Raw genomic sequence first — 22,750 nt, 5'->3', positions numbered from 1 at the left:
TGTTTTTATTGCATGGAAAATAGTTCATTAAAAGATCGTATTGCCGAGAAGGTAAATGAGTTGATCACCGACCCAACATATTTTTTGGTTGACGTGATTATCACAGGAGATGGAGGAAAAAAGAAGGTCTTGATTTTAATTGATGGAGATCAAGGCGTGAATGTAGACGAGTGCGGGAGAATAAGCCGCCAATTGGGAGCTTATCTGGAAGAAGAAGATTTGATTTCGACTGCATATAGGCTGGAAGTGTCTTCTTTTGGGTTGGATTACCCGCTAATGCTTAAAAGGCAATACATTAAGAACATTGGCCGCAAGGTGAAGGTTAAGTTGGCAGGAAGCTCTGACGAGCCGATTGTCGGTTTGCTGGAAGCAAGTGATGAGGACACTATAAAAGTACTTAAGGATGGGAAAACGAAAAAAGATCCGAAAGAATCGATTACGATCCCATTCGAAGAAATTTTGACAACGAATATTTTGATCCAATTTTAGGAATTATTTGATATAATATGGATAGTTCAACGCTTATTGAATCTTTTGCAGAGTTTGCGAAAAAGAAGAATATAGATCGCCCGACAATGATCAGGATTTTGGAAGATGTTTTCAAAACGATGATCAGGAAGAAGTACAATTACGATGACAATTTTGACGTTATTGTAAATGCTGACAAGGGGGACTTGGAGATATGGAGATTTAGGGAAATTGTTGATGACAACTCTGAGGATATTTGGGATCATGATAAAATTAGCTTGAGCGATGCCAAAAAAATAGAGCCGGATTTTGAGATCGGAGAAGAAGTGGCAGAGGAAGTTAAGCTTATTGATTTCGGACGTAGAACTGTGATGACTGCTAGACAGACTTTGATGCAGAAAGTTAAAGACCTTGAAAAGGATCTTTTGTTTCAAAAATACAAAGAAAGAGTCGGCGAAGTTATCGTAACGGAAGTAGTTCAGATATTGAGCAGAGAGATTATCGTTGTTGATACGGATAATAATGAACTTTCATTGCCGAAGTCGGAGCAAATTTCTAAGGATAGATACCGCAAAGGTGAATCGTTGAAAGCAGTGATTCATAAAGTAGAGATGATCAATGGTAATCCAAAGGTTATCTTGTCTAGAACTTCTCCTGTGTTTTTGGAAAGGTTGTTCGAAGCGGAAGTGCCTGAGATTTTTGATGGTTTGATTACGATTAAGAAGATTGTAAGGGAGCCGGGAGAAAGAGCTAAGGTTGCTGTTGAGTCTTACGACGAGAGAATTGATCCTGTAGGAGCATGTGTGGGTATGAAAGGATCTCGTATTCATAGTATCGTTAGAGAGTTACGCAATGAAAATATAGATGTAATTAATTTCACGGATAATAAAGAACTATATATTTCACGTGCATTGAGCCCAGCCAAGATCGTTAGAATTGAAGTTAGCGAAGATAATGAGCGTGTTTCTGTGTTCTTAAAACCAGATCAAGTATCTTTGGCAATTGGTAAGGGTGGATATAATATCAGATTGGCCAGCAGATTGATGGATCAAGAGATTGATGTCTACAGAGATATCGATGAATTAGAGGACGAAGACGTGGTATTGGATGAGTTCTCGGATGAAATCGATGCTTGGATTATTCACGAATTGAAAAAAGTAGGATTGGATACTGCCAAAAGTGTTTTAGCTCTTTCATTGGATGAAATTGTTAGAAGAACAGATCTAGAGGACGAAACGGTATCGGAAATTTTAAGAATATTAAACCAAGAATTTGAATAATATTTTTTAGGAATATATAGGCAAAAGGCAAAACTTTAATATGGCAGAAAAAATGATGAGACTGAGCCAGGTGGCTCGAAAACTCAATGTAGGAACGTCAACAATTGTAGAGCACTTGAAAGGCAAAGGCTTTGAGGTTGAGAACAAACCCAATGCCAAAATCTCTATGGAGCAGTTTAATATGCTGGCCAAAGAGTACAAGTCTTCTTTGCAAGAGAAAGAGGAGGCTTCTGAATTGAAGATTGGTAGTAGTCATGCGCAAAGAAATGTGGTGATAAAAGATGATACTACTGCCAAAAAAACGCCTACTCCGACGCAAGAGGAGAAAAAGGTGTTGATTAAGGATGTGACTACATCTGCAACTAAGACTAGCACGAAGCCGACTTCAGAGCCAAAGAAAGGTGATGAAAAAGCATCAGTGGAAGCTCCGAAGTTGCAGGGAGTAAAGGTGTTGGGGAAAATTGACCTTGATGCCAAAGGCAATGTGAAAAAAACAACCACAAGTTCAAGCAAACCTGAGGTTGCCAACAAGCCAACTCAAGAAAAAGAAAAAACGGCGCAACCTCAGAAAAAGGTAGCTGAAGAAGCAACTAAGCCTAAGCCTGTTGAGAAGCCTGCGCCGCCAAAAGTTAAAAATGAAGCGAAGCCAGCTTCTGATGAATCTAAAAAAGATTCTGTCTCTTCTGATTCAAAAACTGCCGATAAGCCTAAGCCTAAAGAAAAAGAAGAAGCGAAATCTGCCAGACCATCTGTAGCCAATAGCGTTTCTGAAAATAAAAACGTAAACAAAAAGGCTCTGCCGCAAGATCAGAAGGCTGAGCAAAAGGACAATAGACCATCTGAGAAAATAGAAAGAGAAGTAGTGAAAGAGGAAGCTGTAGCAAAGAATGAAGAAAAACAGTCCATCGCTCAGAAAGACGAACTGATCACAGCGAAGGCAGATACCCTTAAGGGACTTACCGTGCTTGGCAAGATTGAATTGCCTACGCAAAAATCTAAGAAAAAACCAGTAGCTTCTTCCGACGATAAAGGTGACAAGAAGAAGAAAAGGCCTAGAAAGCGTATCCAAAAAGGAGGCAATGACCAGTCTAATAGATCTTCTGACGGTAACAAGAACTCCGAAGGTAACGGAGGTCAGAGAAGACAAGGAGGCAACAACTCTGGGAACCAACAAAATCGTCAAGGTGGCGGTAATCAAAATCGCCAAGGAGGCAACCAACAGAATCGTCAAGGAGGCGGCAACAACCAACAATCTGGCGGTCGTGGAGGTAACCAGCAAAGAAAGCAAAACCAGCAGAATAACAGAAAAGGTGGTCATAACAGAAAAGGCGGTAGACAACAGCCTGTAGCTAAGAAGGAGGAACTTTCGGATAAGGAAATCCAAGAGCAAATCAAGGCAACCTTGGCGAAACTTAGCGGTGGAACCAAGAAGAATACTACAGCTAACAGATCTAAGTATCGTAAAGACAAGAGAGGAAGAGCGGCTGAGGCTGATGCGGAAAGAATGCTACAAGAGCAGGAAGCTGCAAAAACATTGCAAGTGACGGAATTTATTGCTGCTAATGACTTGGCTTCAATGATGGAAGTTTCTGTGAATGATGTGATTTCAGCTTGCATGTCAATGGGAATGTTCGTTTCTATCAACCAAAGATTGGATGCTGAAGCTATTACGCTGATAGCAGATGAGTTTGGTTACGAAGTGGACTTCACTACAGCGAAAGATGAGCTTGATGTTCAAGAGGTAGAAGACAAAGAGGATGATCTGTCAGAAAGAGCGCCAATTGTTACGATCATGGGACACGTTGACCATGGTAAGACATCTTTGCTTGACTATATTAGAAATTCAAAAGTAACTGAGTCAGAGGCTGGAGGTATCACACAGCACATTGGAGCTTATGATGTGATGACTGAGAGCGGGAAAAGAATTGCATTCTTGGATACTCCAGGTCACGAAGCCTTTACAGCGATGCGTGCTCGTGGAGCGAAAGTAACCGATGTAGTTATCATCGTGGTTGCTGCCGATGATGCGGTAATGCCTCAGACAAAAGAAGCGATAAATCACGCGCAGCAAGCTGATGTGCCGATTGTAATTGCAATCAACAAGATAGATAAACCAAATGCTAACCCTGATAAAATCAAGGAACAATTAGCATCGAATAATATCTTAGTGGAAGATTGGGGTGGTAAATACCAGTGCCAAGAAATTTCTGCTAAATCAGGAGTTGGTATCGAAGACTTGCTGGAAAAAGTCCTTTTAGAATCAGAAGTGCTTGAGCTTCAAGCTAATCCTGAAAAGCCTGCAGTAGGTACAATTATCGAGGCATCACTTGATAAAGGTAGAGGTTATGTAGCTACTGTGCTAGTTCAAGCTGGTACATTGAGAATAGGAGATGTGATGTTGGCTGGTTCTCACTTTGGTAAAGTGAAGGCAATGTTTGATCACAGAGGGAAAAGATTGAAAGAAGCACCTCCTTCTACGCCTGTATTGGTTTTAGGGCTTGATGGCGCGCCTCAGGCAGGTGATAAGTTCAATGTAATGGATACTGACCGTGAAGCGAGAGAAATTGCGACTAAGAGAGGTCAATTGCTTAGAGAGCAAAGTATGCGAACTAAGAAGCACATTACGCTTGATGAGATTGGTAGACGTTTGGCTATTGGTTCATTTAAGGAGCTTAATATTATCATCAAAGGTGACGTGGATGGTTCAGTTGAAGCATTGTCTGATTCATTGCTGAAGCTTTCAACAGAAGAAGTTCAAATCAATATCATTCATAAGGCTGTAGGTCAGATTTCAGAGTCGGATGCCTTGTTGGCTTCTGCTTCAGATGCGATTATTATTGGATTCCAGGTTCGTCCTTCGGTCAATGCGAGAAGAATTGCGGAACAAGAGCAGATTGAAATCAGACTTTACTCTATCATTTACGATGCTATCAATGAGATCAAAGATGCGATGGAAGGTATGCTTGATCCTGAGATGGAGGAAGTAATCACTGGTAATATTCAGGTAAGAGAAGTCTTTAAGATATCTAAAGTAGGTACGGTAGCTGGATGTTATGTGACTGATGGATATGTGAAGAGATCTTCTTCTATCAGAATCATACGTGAGGGTATTGTGGTTTATACTGGAGAAATAGCTCAATTGAAGAGATTCAAAGACGATGTCGCTGAAGTGAAGCAAAACTACGAGTGTGGTTTGAGTATTGCGAATTTTAATGATATCAAAGTTGATGATGTAATTGAAGGATTTGAGCAGAGAGAAGTAAAAAGAAAGCTTAAGTAATTCGATTTATAAAATATTTAATAGAAAGCCCAGCCAAGAAGGTTGGGCTTTTTTTATGACTTACAATCTCTAAAAAGCGTCAATAATATGTAGAACATCTATACGTGGCGTTAGCGTGACCGCAATGATGTCAAATCTGATTTTTCCATGCCAATTGATTTTTTCTTGATAGTAATTCGCGGCTTTTTGAACGTTATCGATTTTTTTAGCATTGACAGCTTCTTCTGGTTCTCCGAATGAATTGTTGATTCTTGTTTTCACTTCCACGAAGACGAGAGTGTTCTTGTCAACAATTATCAAATCTACTTCATATCTAGAATGCCTGAAGTTCATTTCTTTGATAATTCCACCTTTGCTTTGAAGGTAATTTTTAGCGATGTTTTCACCGTCAGAACCTTTGTCAATATTATTTTTCATTTAATTCCAGTGTAATATTTATTTGCCAAGTAAAGTGCCAATGTTGAAAAGCATGAAACTTTGATCAACATTGTGTATTTTTGCAAATCAATATTTGTACTAGAAGGAAATAAGAAGCGCATGAATGCTACATTGAATAAAAAGGTGAGGTATCGAAATCTCGGTACTATTGATTACAAGCAAGCATGGGATTTGCAAGAAGAGATTTTTTCTTCGATTATCGATAGAAAGATTTATAATAGAAATAATGAAGATCAGCAAAAGCTAACAGAAAATCATTTGCTAGTTTGTCAGCACCCTCATGTGTATACTTTGGGTAAAAGCGGAGATGCTTCACACCTTTTATTGAATGATGAAGGACTTCAAAAAGCCTCAGCTACGTACTATAAGATCAATAGAGGAGGGGATATTACTTATCATGGCCCTGGACAATTAGTGGCTTACCCATTGCTGGACTTGGATAATTTCTTTACTGACATACATAAGTATTTAAGATTATTGGAGGAAGCAGTCATTCTAGTATGCGCTGATTATGGTGTAAAGGCAGGAAGGATAGACGGCTTGACAGGGGTTTGGATTGATTTTGAAGGACAACCTAATCCGCGAAAAATTTGCGCAATGGGAGTGAAATCCAGTCGATGGGTGACAATGCATGGCATTGGATTCAATATTAATACAGATCTGTCTTATTTTGGAAATATAGTGCCTTGTGGTATTCAGGACAAGGCAGTGACCTCCTTGGCTAAGGAAGTAGGCCATGAGCTAATCATGGAAGAAGTTGAGCAAGCTTTGGTTAAGCATATGGCTGAATTATTTGAAATGGAAATAGAATATCAAGATTAGAAATAAGCAAGATGATAAAGGATATAAAAGTAGACAAAGTATCGGGAGTTAGCGTTGCTATAGCTTACGAGCTAAATAAAGCAGGTGATAAAGAATGGAATGTGTATTTGATCAATAACAATGATTTTGCTATTGAAACTGTCTTGATTTCCACAAAAGGTTATGGTGAGGTGAACGGTGAAGAAAGAAAAACTACAACATTAAGGCATAAAGTGGATGAATTGGATTCTGGTTGCTATGTAAAAGTGGAGCCTATTCAGGAGAGTCTTTTTGAGTTGAATAATGAATTTTGGGTGAGCTATTTTTATGATGGAAAAATGCTAGATAAGCGATTCATCTTTCCCGCAGGGATGATTATAGAGCCAAATATCAAAGAAATACCTGAAATTGGGTTGAAGGGAATCTATAGCTTTAATTAGCGTATAATAACAAAGCCCGCGTATGCGGGCTTCATTATCAAAAACTCAAAATAAATGGGATCAAAATGATCCATTTATCATTAACAATATAGTGCAATTTTTTGTTTTAATAAAATATTTTTTACTTTATCGCAATTTTTTGAATTAAAGATTTTCCGTCAGAATCAATGGTATTGATATGATAGATTCCTGATTTCAAGTGGCTTATATTTAATTTTCCATTTCCAACTTTTTGATTAAGGACGATTCTGCCGCTTAAGTCGATGATTATCACATCTGCTTGAGCAGTAAAGCCAACCAAATTGATATGGTCGTCAGCAGGATTCGGATAGATTGCTTGCTGCTTGTTGACATTGTTGTCATCTAGCGAAGTGGTGGCTTTTTGACGAGACGGGCCTGAATCTGAAGGTCCTGTGCCTGGTCCAGGGTTAGTAGGACCTGTCGCATTGCAATTCTCTGTTGTAAATTGGACATTGTTTGTGTTAGGATATCCCCAAGAGTTCATGTCATCAGCAATTGTTTGGTTAGCAACTTTGACACAACTTAAGTTTTCATTATAGGTTATGCCCAGATTAGTTGCTGTTATATTTAGATTGTTTGATATATCTAAGCTTTCAAGATCATTATAGTCAATATCAATACTTCTAAGTGCTATATTGTCATTTAGATTTATTGAAGTAATTTTATTTGAAGATAAAATCAAATTTTCTAATTTGTCAAGATTAGAGGTGTTGATTGATGTAATTAGGTTATCACGTGCAGAAATATAGGTCAAATTTGAATTTTTTGATACATCTAAATTTGAAATCTTGTTTTGGTCAATTTGAAGGCTTTCTAATTCAGGATTATTATTAACATCGATCGTTGTTATTTTATTGACACGAAGATCTAAATTTGTTAGATGATTTTTATTGCTAATATCAAATGAAGTGATATTGTTGCCATATGCGATAACCTCAATTATTTGCTCATTCGTACTTAGATCAAGAGAGGAAAGGTTGTTTTCGTCACATCTTAAGTATTTGAGGTTTATATTGTCAGTAAGATTTAAGCTACTAACATTACATTGAAATAAATTGAGAGTTTCTAAATTAGAACAGTTGTCAGTATTTATACTGCTCAAGGAATGACTGTATCCAAATCTAGCTTCTTTAATAGCGGTGTTAGTGCTTAGATCAATGGATTTCAATGAAGTTTCGATGGCATGTAAAAACTCTAGATTAGCCAAGCCTGTTAAGTTGACAGATGATAAGATTGGATTATTATTTAGAAAAAGGTTAACTAATTTTTTATTGTTAGACAAGTCTGCATAAGATAATTTATTGTTGTCTAAATCTAAACCTTTAAGTTCTACAAAATCTTGAATTCCTGTTAAGTCTTCGATATTTTTAGAACGAACATCTAGATTCGTTAGGTGATCGATATTATCTCTTAGCACTCTTCCGTCTAGCTCATCATCATGTCCTGCATAGATCAGCGCTTGCTCAAAGTTGATATCTGGAATACAAGTGTAAGGAGTTTCATCTCCGCAATCAACGCATGTAACGGCGCATGTTGTACTAGCTTCAAACCTCCATCTTTTAAATTCTTCGCTTCGAGGTATTAGGTTATTGTATTTATCTTTGACTCTATCATTTGCAGCATCTGCTATTTGTTGCGTAGCGACTTTTATACACTTAATATCATTGTTTAATGTGTTGAGGTCATTAATTAGCGGGTTGGCAGATATATCCAAGGATGTAAGCCTTGTGTTTTGGGCAGCTAGTCTAATAAGATTTGAATTGTTGGAAAGATCGATATCTGATATGCTGGTATTGTTAAATGCAAAGTGTATTAAATCATGCTGATTAGTTACATTAATTTGACCTAGATTATAATTGTTCGGAAGAGTTAAATACGTTAATAGAGGGTTGTTGTTTATGTTTAAATCAGTTAAAAGATTTCCTCCAATTTTTAATGATCTAAGTTGATTTAGCATAGTAATATCAATGGAAGATATTTGATTTTCGTATGCAGTAAGATGAATCAGGTTTCTATTATTAGATAGGTCTAGCGATACTATCTGATTGATACTAACATCAAGATCAATCAACTTGCTTAAGGTTGATGTGTTTAAGCTCGTCAACTGATTTTCATTGAGATTTAATGAGTCAAGATTTGTGTTTTTAGAAACATCAATGCTTGTTAAATTATTGTTGTCAAGAAGTAAAGCTCTTAATTTAAGATTATTGCTGGTATTAATAGTGCTTAGATTACTTCCATGCAAATCCAAATGTTCTAGCTCAAGGTTGCTTGAGATATCGATATCATTCAAACTGCCATATCTATAGCTGAATGTTTTTAAATTAATGTTATTAGAAATATTAACGCTTGTAATATCATTATCAGAAATTACAATATGTCCTAGGAGCGGATTAGGACTGAAGTCAACAAAGGAAGTATTGGAAGCAAAGAATTCAAGCGTTTTTAGCTTAGGGCAGTTTGATATGTCCATATGCCTTAGACCATTCGCATATCCTTTTATTTCTTCAAGTTGCGCGTTGTTAGAGAAATCGATTTCTCTAAGGGAAGGATGTTGGTAGGTGAAATTGATAGTTTTAAGCATTGAGAATGCTTCAATACCTTCTAGTGATCGGATATAACCGTCATTTTCAGCGCCGGAAATGTAAAGGCCTTCAATCGTTAATTCTGTTTCATTGCTGGCGGCTGCATTTGATATAAATCCATCTTTTGTGTCGTCAATTCCTAATTCAAGGAGTATTCTTTCGAAATTTTCATCTGGAACGTTCGTATATCCATTGACACTGTATATTGTGTTTTCATCTTGAGACCAGCCTTTTTGCCCTTGATTGGCTTCATAAGCTGTTTGAGTTTCAGCGACCATGATTTTTTCAAGGTTGTTGCCTGTTGCATTCAATACATTGATCTTGCCGTTTGCGACATTAAGCGAGGTAAGATTGTTGTTAGAAACATTGAGATACCCGATGTCTGTAGCGCTAATGTCTAGGCTGCTTAATTGGTTGTTTGAAAGGTTTAGGTCGGACAGATAATCAAAATACTTTAATTCTCCAGAGGAAATGAATCTGATTCCTCTGCCTGAGAGATTAAGCTTCCTGATGCTGTATATTCTGCTGATCAAGACTTCCCCGTCGATTCTGTCATCATAGCCCATTTGGACCAAGGCCGTTTCGAAATTTCTGTCGGAGATTCTGATTTTTTGGCCAGAAGTACCCGGAGGTCCGCTGACACCATCTTGTTTGGATTTTGTTTGACCAAATGAGTTGAATGAGATAAAACTCAAGATGATCAGTAGTTTTGAAAGTTTTTTCATCGTTTTTGTATTGTTGTGTAATTGCGAAATACTATATATATATATAATTATGCAAAAAAATAAGGTAATAATTTTAAGTTTTACTATGTTATTATTTTACTAAAACGAGTTTTATGTTTCTTTGTGGGTATATTGTGTTATTAAATTAATTTTTTATATGATTATGTTGATTTCGTTTTAAGTGGGTGTTGAAATAAAATTGTTACTTCTGGACGTTTAGTGGAGAGATCATGATAATTGTTTAAAAAAAGAGAGCTCCCTTAAGAAAGGAGCTCTCTTTTTTTAATAGATTAATAGGTGATCATTTTACTTTATCGTAATTTTTTGGACTAAAGATTTTCCGTCAGAATCAATGGTATTGATATGGTAGATTCCAGGTTTCAAGTGGCTTTTATTTATTTTGCCAATATGTTAATATATTTATATGATTCAAATGATAAGTATTTTGGAGGTGCTGCAGTGAGAGAAGCTTTAATAAATTAAAATTTATAAAGGGTGTATTGTGAAATAAATTAGGTTTTCATTCCAGTGGATTTGTGTTAAGAGTTTTGTTTAGAATGAAATTCATCTTGAAGAAGGCTTGGCCTATTTCTTGGAAGCCAGGTTAAAAAAATCTCTTTTTTTATTAAGATATTGTTGTTTTGAAACAACTTAATGTTTTGTTATAGCTCCATTAATCTCTTTTAATACGATTATTATTAATCTATTCATTATGTTTTTCGAGATATAAGGTTCAAATATAATAAGTATTATGCTGATGAACATTTTTAGCTGTTAGTTACGGTTTTGTCAATATTATCTTATCTATTTCATTTTGAGATTTTAAATACTAATCTGTTTTCTTTTAATTATCAAACAATTTTGTTAATATATCCATAATTTCTTGTTTCAGAATTTGAAAAATGCTTTTTACATACTGAAATTTGATGAAAAAGAAACCCCTAAAACATATTAATATGAAGAAAATAATACTTCTAATTTTGCTATTGTATGGAGTGGTGATGGACAGTATTGGTCAGTTTGACTATCGATTTGATCCAAGATATCCAAATACCACAGTAAAGAGTGTTAATTCATGTAATTCTACTTTTTCTGATCATTGGAGTGATCCGAATAATGGTAACGAATATGATGATTGGTTTTATGTGGCGGAATTCTGTCCAGGTGAAAATGATGGAGATGGATTGTCTAGTTATTTGAAAATTACGACAGATAGGCTTGAGGAGAGACATCCTGATAATGATTGGGATGATAATGTATTTTCATTATACGACGGAGACTTTGCTTCAGTATGGCAAGGTAATTATAATTTTGATCAAGATAAACTATTGGCTAGTCCTGCGGGGAGAGATACTGGAGCTGAAGATTATAGAGAATTTAGAGTACTGCCAAATAATGCTTCAGGATGCATTACATTGGTTTGGCAAAGAAAATATGTGAATAGTTTTTCGGGTGTTCTTGTTGATATAGGGTGCAATTATAACTGCAAAAGTGTAGAGGCTTCTTTGGATGCCGTTCAGATTGATAACGGAACATTAATAGATAACCCGGATGATTTCATTAAAGTATGTCAGGGAGCTGAAATTACTTTTCATGGAAAAGGAATTTATGGAGCTGATGTGACAAATCCTAAACCGGAAGATTATATTCCTTCTTATGATCAATCGGATGCAACGTCCACTTTTACTTGGATTGTGTCAGAAACCAGCCAAAAGCATGAACAAGCTGTTGGCGAAACGACTTTTGATTATACTTTTGACAACCCTGGTGAGTACGCGGTAATGTTGCTTGTCCAAGATCAGAACAAAGGGGATATATCTGGAGAAGACGTATTGACAGAATGTAGAAATTACAACTGGATTAATAAGAAAGTAATCGTAATTGGAAATTCAAATGATGATGTTGGAGGTACCGAAATGGCTTGTGAAGGGGATACTCCATTTATATTGCAGCCAGAATTAGAGTTTCCTGTTATCGATGAAAAGTGCACAGATTTGGATCCTAACCAGAATGTTTTGGCATTGCCTGATGGTATTGGTATTGGTTACTCAAGGCCTGCGATTTTTACATGTTTTGAGAAAGGTTATCAGTTTCAGCCAGGTGATATAGAATCAGTAGAAATAGAGTTGGAACATTCATTTGTTGGTGATTTACAAATAATTTTGATTTCTCCTTCTCAAGAGGAAGTAGTGTTATTAGAGAAGAATGATTATAATTTCATGTATTTCGGCGAACCACATATTTATAATTTGAATGGAGAGTTGACCGATCAAGATAATGGCAGTAATGGAGAACTTCCTCCAACTTATGGCAGAGCATATAGGTATTCTTGGGTTTCTGGGGAACCTAGCAATCGACAAATTGTAAATAATAGAATCAATAGAAATCCATTTCCAAATATTGTAGACTTGGAGGCGATAAATCAAAGAGTCGCTCAAGAAGAAGGTTGGGGAGGGAATGTTGTTAGAGCACAAAACAATAATTATATTTATCCAGAAGGTCAGCAATTTGCTCTTGTAAGAGGTGAAGATGGTATTAGAAATTCATTTGATGAGTTAACTGGTAAAACGGAGATGAATGGTCTTTGGCAAGTGAAAATTATTGATGGTTTAGCTAGGGATAATGGTTTTTTGGTAGATTGGAAAATTAATTTTAGAGATGATATTCCTAAAAGTAGTAGTAACTATCAACCTCAGATTGAGTCTTATAATTGGGTGATTGATGACCCTAGTCTTGTATTATCTACGTCTCAAGATCAGATCGATTTATCGGCGGATGAAGTTTTTTCTAACAAAACCTTAAGGTACAATTATGAGCTTGGTGAAGGTTGTATGGGAGAGGTTGTTTGGGATATAAGTGTTCGTCCGAAATCTTATGCAGGGTCAAGCTTGCAACCTATTGATGATACAGAAACTATCAATATTAATCATTTTGATTTGAATACCTTGAATCTGTATGATGAATTGAGAACGAAAGCGCATGAAAGACAAACTGCTGACGGCGAAGCAACGATGACAGATCCAGATGCTCAGCTTGTTCGAAATGGAGTGGAAAGAATCTCAGCAGTTTGGTCGCAAGCGAATGGGCAAAATGTGGTAATAACTCCAAATTCAAACACATCTTCAACTGATGAAGAGGCTGTTTTGACTGATTTGGGAAGCTCTACATTCCTTCAAAATGGCACTTATACATTTACTTATACGACAGCAAGGAATTACCCATATGTTGATGGTTCAGGCCGATCTGATATGCCGTGCGAAGACATTTCGAATTTGGTAATAAATATAACTTCTGAAGTTGAAATAGAATCAATCGCTGATATCGCGTTAGGTTCTTGTCAACCAGATACATTAGTTACAGCGAGTACATTATACGATCAAGTGGCTAAGGTTAATAAGAATGTTAGCGATGTTTGGTTTGAAAAGAATGGAACAAGAGAAACGACAGATTATCAACAATTTACTTCGGAAGATTTAGCGAATAGCATAAGCACCATTGATTCGATTGTAACAAGATTGACTCCTGGAACATATACAGTTGTAGCTCAGGACCAATATGGCGCTGAAGATCGAATTAATTTTACCATTACTCAAAGTCCAGTGTTTACAGTGGATGCAGGAACTGATATTACCTTAACTAATGGAAATACAAACCCTCCGGCATTTAATGGTTCTACTACTTTGAACCCTACTTTGATTGATAATATCAAGTGGAAACTAGTAGAAGGAAATAATACAAGAGACTTGAATGTTGATGGAGAAATCACTGCTGATGACATATTGCAGCCTACTGCTAAACCAACAGGTCCAGGTGTTTATAGATTATTTGTAACAGATATTTATGGTTGCGTTGATTCTTCAGATGTAGAAATTATCATGGACCAAGTTACAATTACGGTTGCCGACACTTTAATCGGAAGTTGTAATCCTGATCCAATTGTTGAAATATTGATAAACTCTAGTTATCCTTTAGCAACTCATACAATAACTAATACGACAACGTCGGTGGTTGTATATACTGGAACTGATAAAATTGTCAACACTCAGGCATTTGCTCCTGGAACTTATGAAGTATCTGCTGAATCTACAACTGGTTCAAGTGATACTCAGCAATTTACGGTGAGCCAAGATCCAGCTCCTACAGTAAATGCAGGTACTGATATTATTATAGGTAAGGATGTTGTGAATACTACAGCATTTAATGCAAGCTACACTGGAGTAGAACCTGTAACTATACTTTGGACTAATTCCGATGATAGCCCATTAGTTGTGCCTGATGATATTTCAGCTACAGATATTATCGATCCAGTATTTGTTACTCCATCAGCGAATAAAACTTACAAAGTTCTTGTAACTGACATATATGGATGTACTATTGAGGATGAAGTTGAAGTGATCATTGATGAGATATCTTTGACAGTTGATGATATTTTGATTAGCGCATGTGCTCCTACCCCAACTGTGGATATTAATGTTACTGAAAACTATGGTTTGAATTCCGTAAGAGTATTTGACACTAGTGTAAATCCTGAAGAAATAGTATATGCTGATTTGAGTGGTAATGCAGTGAACCCTGTTAATGGTTTGACTTTACCTATAGACCCAAATACAGATGTGATTAATGATCTTTCGAAAATATTTAGAGTTGAGGTGGAATCCACTTATGGACACGTTATAACAGAAGAGTTTACTGTAACAAGACAAGTAGCTCCTCAAGTAACCGTGGATGCCGCTGATAAGATAATCTTGATAGGAAAGGACAAAACAAATACGACTCCATTTAACATAAATTATACAGCTATAGCTCCGTCTACGATCCAATGGACATATGCTGATGGAACAGCGATACCAGCTTCGGAAATTGATGATGCTACAATTGCTGGAGCTATAGCAACTCCAAACGTTACGACTACTTATCAAGTAACTGTAACGGATGCGGGTGGATGTACAACTACGGAGACAGTAACTATCGAAGTAGACGAGATATCTGTAGAAGTTCCTGATGTAGTTATAGGGGCATGCGATGATGAGGAAGATGTAACTGTAACTGTTACAACAACATATCCGCTTGCTTCATTAGCGATCATTAATGAAGAAAATGGCTCTGTGGTATACTCTGAAGACAATACTGGTGGGGCTACAGTGACTAATCCTGCAATCGTTACTTTAAGTAATTTGACAGCAAATACTGATGTTGATAATCCACTGGTTTTGACTTATAGAGTTGAAGCTGTTTCAACTTCTGGTGCGGATGTTTTGGATTATAATTTTACCATAACAAAACAAAAAGCTCCTCAAGTAGAAGCAGGGAATGTGCCAGTGGTCGAACTTGGACAAAGCGCTGATTTTACTGGAGTATCTAGTTATACTGCAGAAGAGGTAGCTACAGTTCTTTGGGAAAGAGTTGATGGAAATGCATTTTCTGCAGGAGAAATTAGCGACCCATCTATTATTTCTCCAATATTCACACCTTCAGAGACAAGTACTTATAATGTAACTGTTATAGATGCTTATGGCTGTTCAGATGACGATCAAGTGACTATTACTGTTTCGGAAATGACTATTGAGCCAACAGTATCAGTTGTTGATTGTGAAAATAATGTGGATGTTGTTGTCAGTACTACAGAGACTATTGACTTCGTGAAGATTTTTGACTTGTCAACAAATCCAGAAACGGAAGTATATGACGGAACAAGTAAGATATTCACAACTATATTACCAGATGGTGATTATAGAATCGATGTAAGAACAACTAACGGTGTTTTAAAGTCTGAGCCATTGACAGTTGATCCGATACCAGTTGTGACTGCCACTATCGATGGAACATATACTAATTTGGACCCAAGAGACGCTTCATTGGTTCCATTGACTATTGATGCTTCGAGTGCTGGTTTTGGCAATTTAACTTATGAATGGAGAGAAGTAGGAAATGCGAATGTTATTTTCAATAATGAAGATCTTAATTTGATTGAATCGATTGATCATTCTATCACTAATCGAATAGCGAGTGGCAGAACTTATGAATTGACAGTTATCGATGAAAATGGATGTTCTTCTACTGTAAATACAGATGTTTCATTTACCGTTTATCCAAAACAAATAGATAAGACAATAAGCTCATGTGATGAAACTTTGCAGTTAGTTGCAGAGGTTGATTCAATCGCTGGTGAAGTAGTATCTTATGAATGGACCTTGGCTGGAAATATTGTTGGAACAGGTCGAGTTATTAATTTGACATCTGTTGATTTACCATCAGTTGGCCAGACTGAAACATATGTATTAAAAGCAACTGCTGATGCGACAGGTTTGTCTAATGAGATTGATTTCGATATTACTAGAGAAGTAGAACCTGTTGCTAGTATTACTGGAACGTATACAGATCTAGATCCACAGGCGACTAGCTTGACTATTGACGGTGAAGCAACTGCTGGCGTGGGACCATTTACCTATGAATGGAAAATCGTTGATCCTGCATTGAATGGAAATGAACCAGCAATTGCTGGAGCTAATAATGAAGACTTGACAGTTAATGAGGCTGATTTGGTTTCAGGTAGAAATTATAGATTAGTAGTCACAGATGCTTCTGGTTGCCAAGATTCAGTCGAGCAAGTGGTTTATTTTGATGTGATTGTAGAAGTTGATGATATAGTTATTAGTTCATGTGAGCAAACTTTGGATTTATCTCCAGTAAATGTTTTCCATAGAGAACTTGACGAATCAACTATTGATTTTATTTGGACCTCTCCGCTTCCTGTCGCTGCCACAGAAATCAATGGTAGAGATATTACACTTTCAAATGATCAGTTGCCTTCTTTAGGAAGCATAGAGACATACAGTTTGGAAGCTACGACAATAAGTGGAGCTTCCCATCAAGTTGATTTCTCAATAATTAGAGAAAATGCTCCAACTGCTGGGATAACAGCTGCTAATGGGGTTGATTTTGACAATTTGGATCCTGATCCATATCCATTCGGATTGACATTGTATGGGAATGCAACTGGAACTGAGCCAAGAACTTATACTTGGGAAAAAGTGTCTGTTATTGATAATAGCGTAACAGTTGTTGATAATCAATTAAATTTAGTAGTGGCTGACGCAGATTTGTTGTCGGGAGATATTTATAGATTAACAGTTACCGATGCCAATGGATGTTCTGTTACAGTTGAGCAAGAGATTATTTTCGATATTAAAGTTGAAAAGGTTGATGAACAATTGAGTGCCTGTGATGTAGGTTTGAATTTGACTCCAACAACTGTTGTTCATAGAGAAGCGGATCCAAGTACTATCGTTTATAATTGGATATTGACAGATGGAAGTATATTGATTGAAGAGTCTCCGTCATTGACAGATGCTCAATTGCCTTTGCCAAGTGCTTCGGGTACTTATACTTTGTCGGCGACAACAATAAGCGGCAAAACAAGCTCTGTTGATTTTATAGTTACAAGATTGGCGGAACCGCGAGTTGATATTGATAGAGATACGATTATTTTGACGCCTGGAAATAATACGCCGGTTCAAATTACTGCTTCAAGCTCTGGTAGTGGGTTAACTTATGTTTGGACTCCTAATACAGCATTGAATGTTGACGATTCGGAAGATGTAGTGTTGGACCCTTCAGCTTTGACAGCTCCAACTGACTTTATATTGACCGTAACGGATCAATTTGGTTGTACAGATGCAGATACGGTTCATGTAACATTTGATATTAGCGTAGTGATTATTGATCCAGGGTATATCGGTTTCTGTGAAGATGAGATTACTTTGACTGCTGATCCTAGCAGAGCGGATGTAACTTATACTTGGTATGAGTTTAGTAATATTGGAAATGCAGTAGAAATACCAAACTCTAATTTGCAGACTATTACATTACCAGCTCCTACATCAGGAACACTTTATAAAGTTAAAGTTGTTGATAATCAGACGGGCACAGAAGCTGAGTCAACAGTTTATACTGTTAGAAAAGCTGCTGAACCAATCTTGACGGTTAATGATGATACTATCATTATAGATCCATTAGTAGGAAATACTACTGAAGAGTTTGATATAACAGCAAGTGGTGAAGGTGATTTGATTTTTACTTGGACGCCAAATGATGGATTGTCAGATGCTACGATATCTAATCCTATTCCAAACCCTGCTGTTTCGACAGAATATATTGTTCAGATAGAGGATGTGTTTGGCTGTACTAAAGATAGTGTGCTTAGAGCTTTGGTAGATCTAAAAGCGTATAAAGCGGATACTGTTATTGGTTTCTGTCAAAATATCGGAGAGATTTCGCTTGACTCTGTTAAAGGCGGTATTCCTGATGAGGTTATTTGGTTATTCAATGATGTAGAAGTGGCAAGAGGCATGACGGCAACTCCTAATTTGCCAAGAGAAGGCGAATATCAGATCGTTGTGAGAGATTCTTGGGGTATGGAAGATACTACAAGTTTCACTTTGGACATATTGCCGGAACCATCTGTGAATATTGCTCATGGAGTTAATTTAACAGAGGAAGATAGATTTGTGATCTATGAAAACCCTGTAAGACTGACAGCTATGCCTGAAAATGGTGGAGCTCAGCTTGTTAATTACAGTTGGTCGCACGCAGGTTTAGGTAATCAAAATGCAGTGACATTGGATACAACTGGAGTAGCTAATTTCCCTTACACTGTATCCATAAATGTCGAAGATAGCAAAGGTTGTATAGCTTCAGATGATATAGTGATATTGAGACCATTGGAAGTTGATGTTAAAGATATTGCGATATTAAAAGATTGTGAAAATGAAACATTAATCGAGTCAGAATTGCTTCAAGCGGGTAATGGCGATCCAGCAATATTTACTTACCAGTGGTATAAAAATGGTAATTTATTAGCGGATATTACTCCTTCAATTACTGATGGAGAAGGCCAATATGTATTGGTGGTTACTGATACTGAAGGGCTTCAATCAACAGTTAACTTTGAAGTGCAAAAGGCTGCAGCTCCAACTATTGCCATTAGATACAGCTTGAATGGAACAATGATAGATTCAGATCCGTCAGTTCCTGTGGTGGTTAATGGACAAATTATGGATATCGTAGCTATGGTTACTGCTGATGGTAGTAGTTCGGTTACTTGGGATACGTCTGTTAATGGATTGACATCATATGATCAGGCTTCAGTAAGTCTTGATACTGCGAATATTGATAATTTCCCTGTGACATTTACAGCTCAAATATCTGGCGATATGATTTGTCCTGTAGATAGAACGATTACATTTATTCGTCCATTGAAAATAACTGGACAAGACATAACATTAGGTTGTTTTGATATCGCTACTGCTAACTTAACAGCTCAATTTATAGCAGGAGCTGAAGGCAATGGAAATATTAGCTATGCTTGGTATGACGATGTTGATGGAACTGGTAATCAATTGCCGAACATTACTGAGTCTATCTCAGTGACTAAACAAGCTAATGAAACTTATCCTAAAGTGTATTCAGTTGTTGCTACTGATAATTATGGACAAAGAAGTGTTCATAACTTTACTGTAAGAGAATCAGAGCTTCCGACTGTAACGTTGCCTGCTGATATAGTGATTGATTCTGACCAAACGAATAGCGAAATTGTTGTCGCTCAAGTAACAGGCCAAGGTCAATTGACAAGAACATGGACTTCTGACCCAGTTGTTGACTTTGTAATCAATGGAGATGAAATTACAGTTGACCCTAATCAAATTACGCAATTGACGACATTCACATTGACTGTTGAGGATGATCAGTTCAAATGTGTGGCTAGCGATGAGATTAGATTTGTGAAAGGACTAACAGTGGATGTTCCTGATGTTGTAATTCCTTTCTGCTTGCCAAATCAAGTTATAACAGCTGATATATTAGGTGGAAATGGAACAGCTGATGCATCTTGGTATGAATGGACGCTTCCAAGTGGGTTAATAGTAGATAACACTGATGAGTTGACAGTCACTGAGGGTGGTGTTTATACTTTGAAAATCACTGACGAGGCTGGAAAAGTAGCAACTACTCAGTTTACTGTTGAAATAGATGAGCAAATTACAATTGATGAAATTCCATCAATATTAATTGACCCAACTCCGGGTTATGAAAATATGGAACCATTTGATGTAAATATTAATGGTTTGAATGAGAATGATTATGCTTCGAATGGCGATTTGCTTTTGAACTATGAATGGACAATGAATGATGACCCATTAATGGATATAAGTAGCTTGATAGATCGTAATGATATTGAAGATGCAACTCCAAAAGCTAACTATTCTACAACTTATAAATTAACTGTTACTGATAGATTCGGATGTTCTAAGCATCAATACGCCAATACAACTGTAGGAATAATCTTAGAGGTAAGTCCTACTGTGATAGGCTATTGTAGAGAAAATGCTGAAGTGATTCCGACATTGAAATTAGAACCTGGTCAACAGGTTGATTATAGTTGGAAGACTGTTCCTGAAGATGGAAGAGAGTGGGTGTCAGATAGAGCGACTTTGGATCCGGGTACGTATGAGTTGACTGTGCTTTTGAAAGATCAAAATGGTCAACCAGTATTGGATAATAATGGCAATCAGCTGAAAGATGTGAAAACGTTCACTATCACTCGAGATAAGGAGCCTGTAGCGATTGCATGGAGTGGGGAAGATCGTTTAGTAATTGATTCAAGCACTCCAAATACAATTACTTTAGGACCGGATGCTGATGACAACTATGACTATGATTTCTATGATTCATTTGTATGGACGCCTTCAGTAGGGTTGGATGATGCGAACATTGCGAATCCAACGCCAAATCCTGAAGTGACAACGACTTATGAAGTTACAGTAACTGATAAGTATGGATGTATTAGTGTTGATGAGGTGACAGTTTATGTGAAACCTAAGTTGACTGCTGACGATTTGACGATTGGTTGGTGTGAAGATGAAGGTTTGATCGTAAATGTTCTTAACAAGTCGCATGATGAGATTGAAGAGATTATTTGGACTAATGGGGAGTTATCTTATGATGTAGGTCTTGTAACGGTAGGAACAACACCTGATGGAAGATATCAATTGCCTGTTGGTGTGAATTACCCTGAAAGAGTATCTGGAGAGTATGTTATTAGAGTGACGGATAAAGATGGTATTTCTAATACAACAACAGCTACTTTGAATATCATTCAGTCTATTGCTATCAAGGGTATGGTAGATAACTTGAAAATTGATCCGGATGATTATGATCAATCAATAAGCCATCCGTTTGCTAATGTCGAGTTAGAAAATACAACTGAAGGAGTTTCATATAGTTATGAATGGAGTGTGGTTTCAGGTGATGCTGAAATATCAACGCCTAATGAACTTCAGCCTAATGTGGTTCTTAGACAGAGATCTGTACTTTCTTTAACTGTGACTGATAGTTATGGTTGTCCAGTTACGGAAGATATAGAATTAGGGTTTGATTATGACTTGAAAATTGATGTGGACGATCCAACAATGGTTTATGGAAGTTGTGAGGAGTCTATATTAATGAGCAATATCTTCAGAGGGCCTGATCATTATTATGAATTGTATGACAATGCTAATAATCTGGTAACGTCTACTCCTATTAGCTTAAGAGAAGACGGAAGCCCGTATAGATTTATGATCTATGAAAAATTAGGAGATGAGTTGGTATCTGATATCGCATTAAGTGTTTATCAAGCGCCAGAGTTATCGATTAATATTTTAGATAAACCTCAGAATGATACGATCTCATTAGGTCTTTATGAGAAATTCAGAGATCAAATAGAGTATCAAATTCTTGAAGATGGAGCGACAGTGACAAGTTTGCCATATACGGTAACAAAGACACCAGCAGACTTCTTCCATCCAAGAACTGATGTATTGAATACGCCTTTCGACGATACGTTAACTTATGAAATTATTTATAAGGTCGCTGATACTTATGGATGCGAAGATGAGGAATCTTTCTACATGAATAGATTCAACTTGGCTCCAATAGCTCAAAACGATACATTGGAAGTGATTACTGACAATTATGGTGAGTTGCAAGGTGGCGAGGTGAATATCGTTCTTAATGACAATGATCCTGATGATAACATCGATGTTTATCAAACACGATTCTTGTCGATAAGCGAAACAGGTGATACAACATATGTTACTGAGTTGGCATTGAAATATGGTACTTTGACATTGGATACTTTGTCTGGAGCTGCTATTTATATACCTAATCCAGGAGCTGATGTAGAATTCGATGAGAATGAGAGAATTCTAGATGAAGGCACTGTGGAGTATAGAATTGTGGATATGTATGGCGAGACTGATTTCGCAACTTTGAGCATTGTGCTTAAAGAAGCTACAATCGAAGCTTACAATATCTTTACTCCGGATGATAACAATGGATTGAATGATTTCTTTGTGATCAAGAATATCGAATACTATCCTGAGAATAATGTCAAGATTTACAACAGATGGGGTAACTTGATTTATGAAGCTGATGGATATGTAAATGATTGGACAGGTATTGCCAACACAGGAATGAAAGTTGGCGACAAGCTTCCTCAAGGAACATATTTCTGGGTATTGGATTTAGGCAATGGAGCCAAGTATGATGGTTACGTGGTAATCCAGCGCTAGTCATAATTATAAGTGGATATAAAAAGCCGGTCAATCGACCGGCTTTTTTAGTTTTTATAGATTATGAAATTATAGAAATAGTGGAGTTGGATTCGTAGTGAATT

General features: G+C 36.9%; 8 protein-coding genes. 6 read left to right on the top strand and 2 right to left on the bottom strand.

Translation table 11 applies throughout. The features are described 5' to 3' along the window. Positions 1-12 precede the first annotated feature (12 nt). From AABK36_RS16910 to infB, 3 genes are read left to right on the top strand one after another with little or no spacing between them, the layout of a single operon-like run. On the top strand, positions 13-489 hold the full coding sequence (locus AABK36_RS16910; RefSeq protein ID WP_309940129.1) for a ribosome maturation factor RimP: 477 nt from the start codon (positions 13-15) through the stop codon (positions 487-489). A gap of 17 nt (positions 490-506) precedes the next feature. Then, positions 507-1,748, top strand: a complete 1,242-nt coding sequence (gene nusA, locus AABK36_RS16905) for a transcription termination factor NusA (protein WP_309940130.1) — start codon at positions 507-509, stop codon at positions 1,746-1,748. A gap of 40 nt (positions 1,749-1,788) precedes the next feature. Beyond that, entirely contained in the window at positions 1,789-5,028 is a 3,240-nt protein-coding gene (gene infB, locus AABK36_RS16900; protein ID WP_338390290.1) for a translation initiation factor IF-2, read from the top strand. A gap of 69 nt (positions 5,029-5,097) precedes the next feature. Here infB and AABK36_RS16895 read toward each other — a convergent pair whose 3' ends face one another. Beyond that, positions 5,098-5,445, bottom strand: coding sequence for a YraN family protein (locus tag AABK36_RS16895; protein ID WP_309940133.1), 348 nt, complete (start codon positions 5,443-5,445; stop codon positions 5,098-5,100). 120 nt (positions 5,446-5,565) lie between these two features. On the opposite strand from AABK36_RS16895, the gene lipB reads away from it, so the two are divergent. After that, entirely contained in the window at positions 5,566-6,288 is a 723-nt protein-coding gene (lipB, locus tag AABK36_RS16890; RefSeq protein ID WP_309940135.1) for a lipoyl(octanoyl) transferase LipB, read from the top strand. Between the two features lie 11 nt (positions 6,289-6,299). Then, positions 6,300-6,707 (top strand): hypothetical protein, encoded by a 408-nt coding sequence (locus AABK36_RS16885; RefSeq protein WP_309940136.1) that lies wholly within the window; start codon positions 6,300-6,302, stop codon positions 6,705-6,707. 121 nt (positions 6,708-6,828) lie between these two features. On the opposite strand, the gene AABK36_RS16880 is transcribed toward AABK36_RS16885, so the two are convergent. Continuing rightward, positions 6,829-10,038, bottom strand: coding sequence for a T9SS type A sorting domain-containing protein (locus AABK36_RS16880; RefSeq protein WP_309940137.1), 3,210 nt, complete (start codon positions 10,036-10,038; stop codon positions 6,829-6,831). A gap of 956 nt (positions 10,039-10,994) precedes the next feature. Here AABK36_RS16880 and AABK36_RS16875 point away from each other — a divergent pair. Next, positions 10,995-22,646 carry a T9SS type B sorting domain-containing protein gene (locus AABK36_RS16875; RefSeq protein ID WP_309940138.1) on the top strand — a complete coding sequence of 3,884 codons (11,652 nt, stop codon included), beginning with the start codon at positions 10,995-10,997 and terminating at the stop codon, positions 22,644-22,646. Positions 22,647-22,750 lie beyond the last annotated feature (104 nt).

This window comes from Aureibacter tunicatorum, from assembly GCF_036492635.1.
Lineage (GTDB): Bacteria > Bacteroidota > Bacteroidia > Cytophagales > Cyclobacteriaceae > Aureibacter > Aureibacter tunicatorum.
Note: the sequence above shows the minus strand (reverse complement) of the source record. Positions and strands in the feature narration are given on the sequence as shown.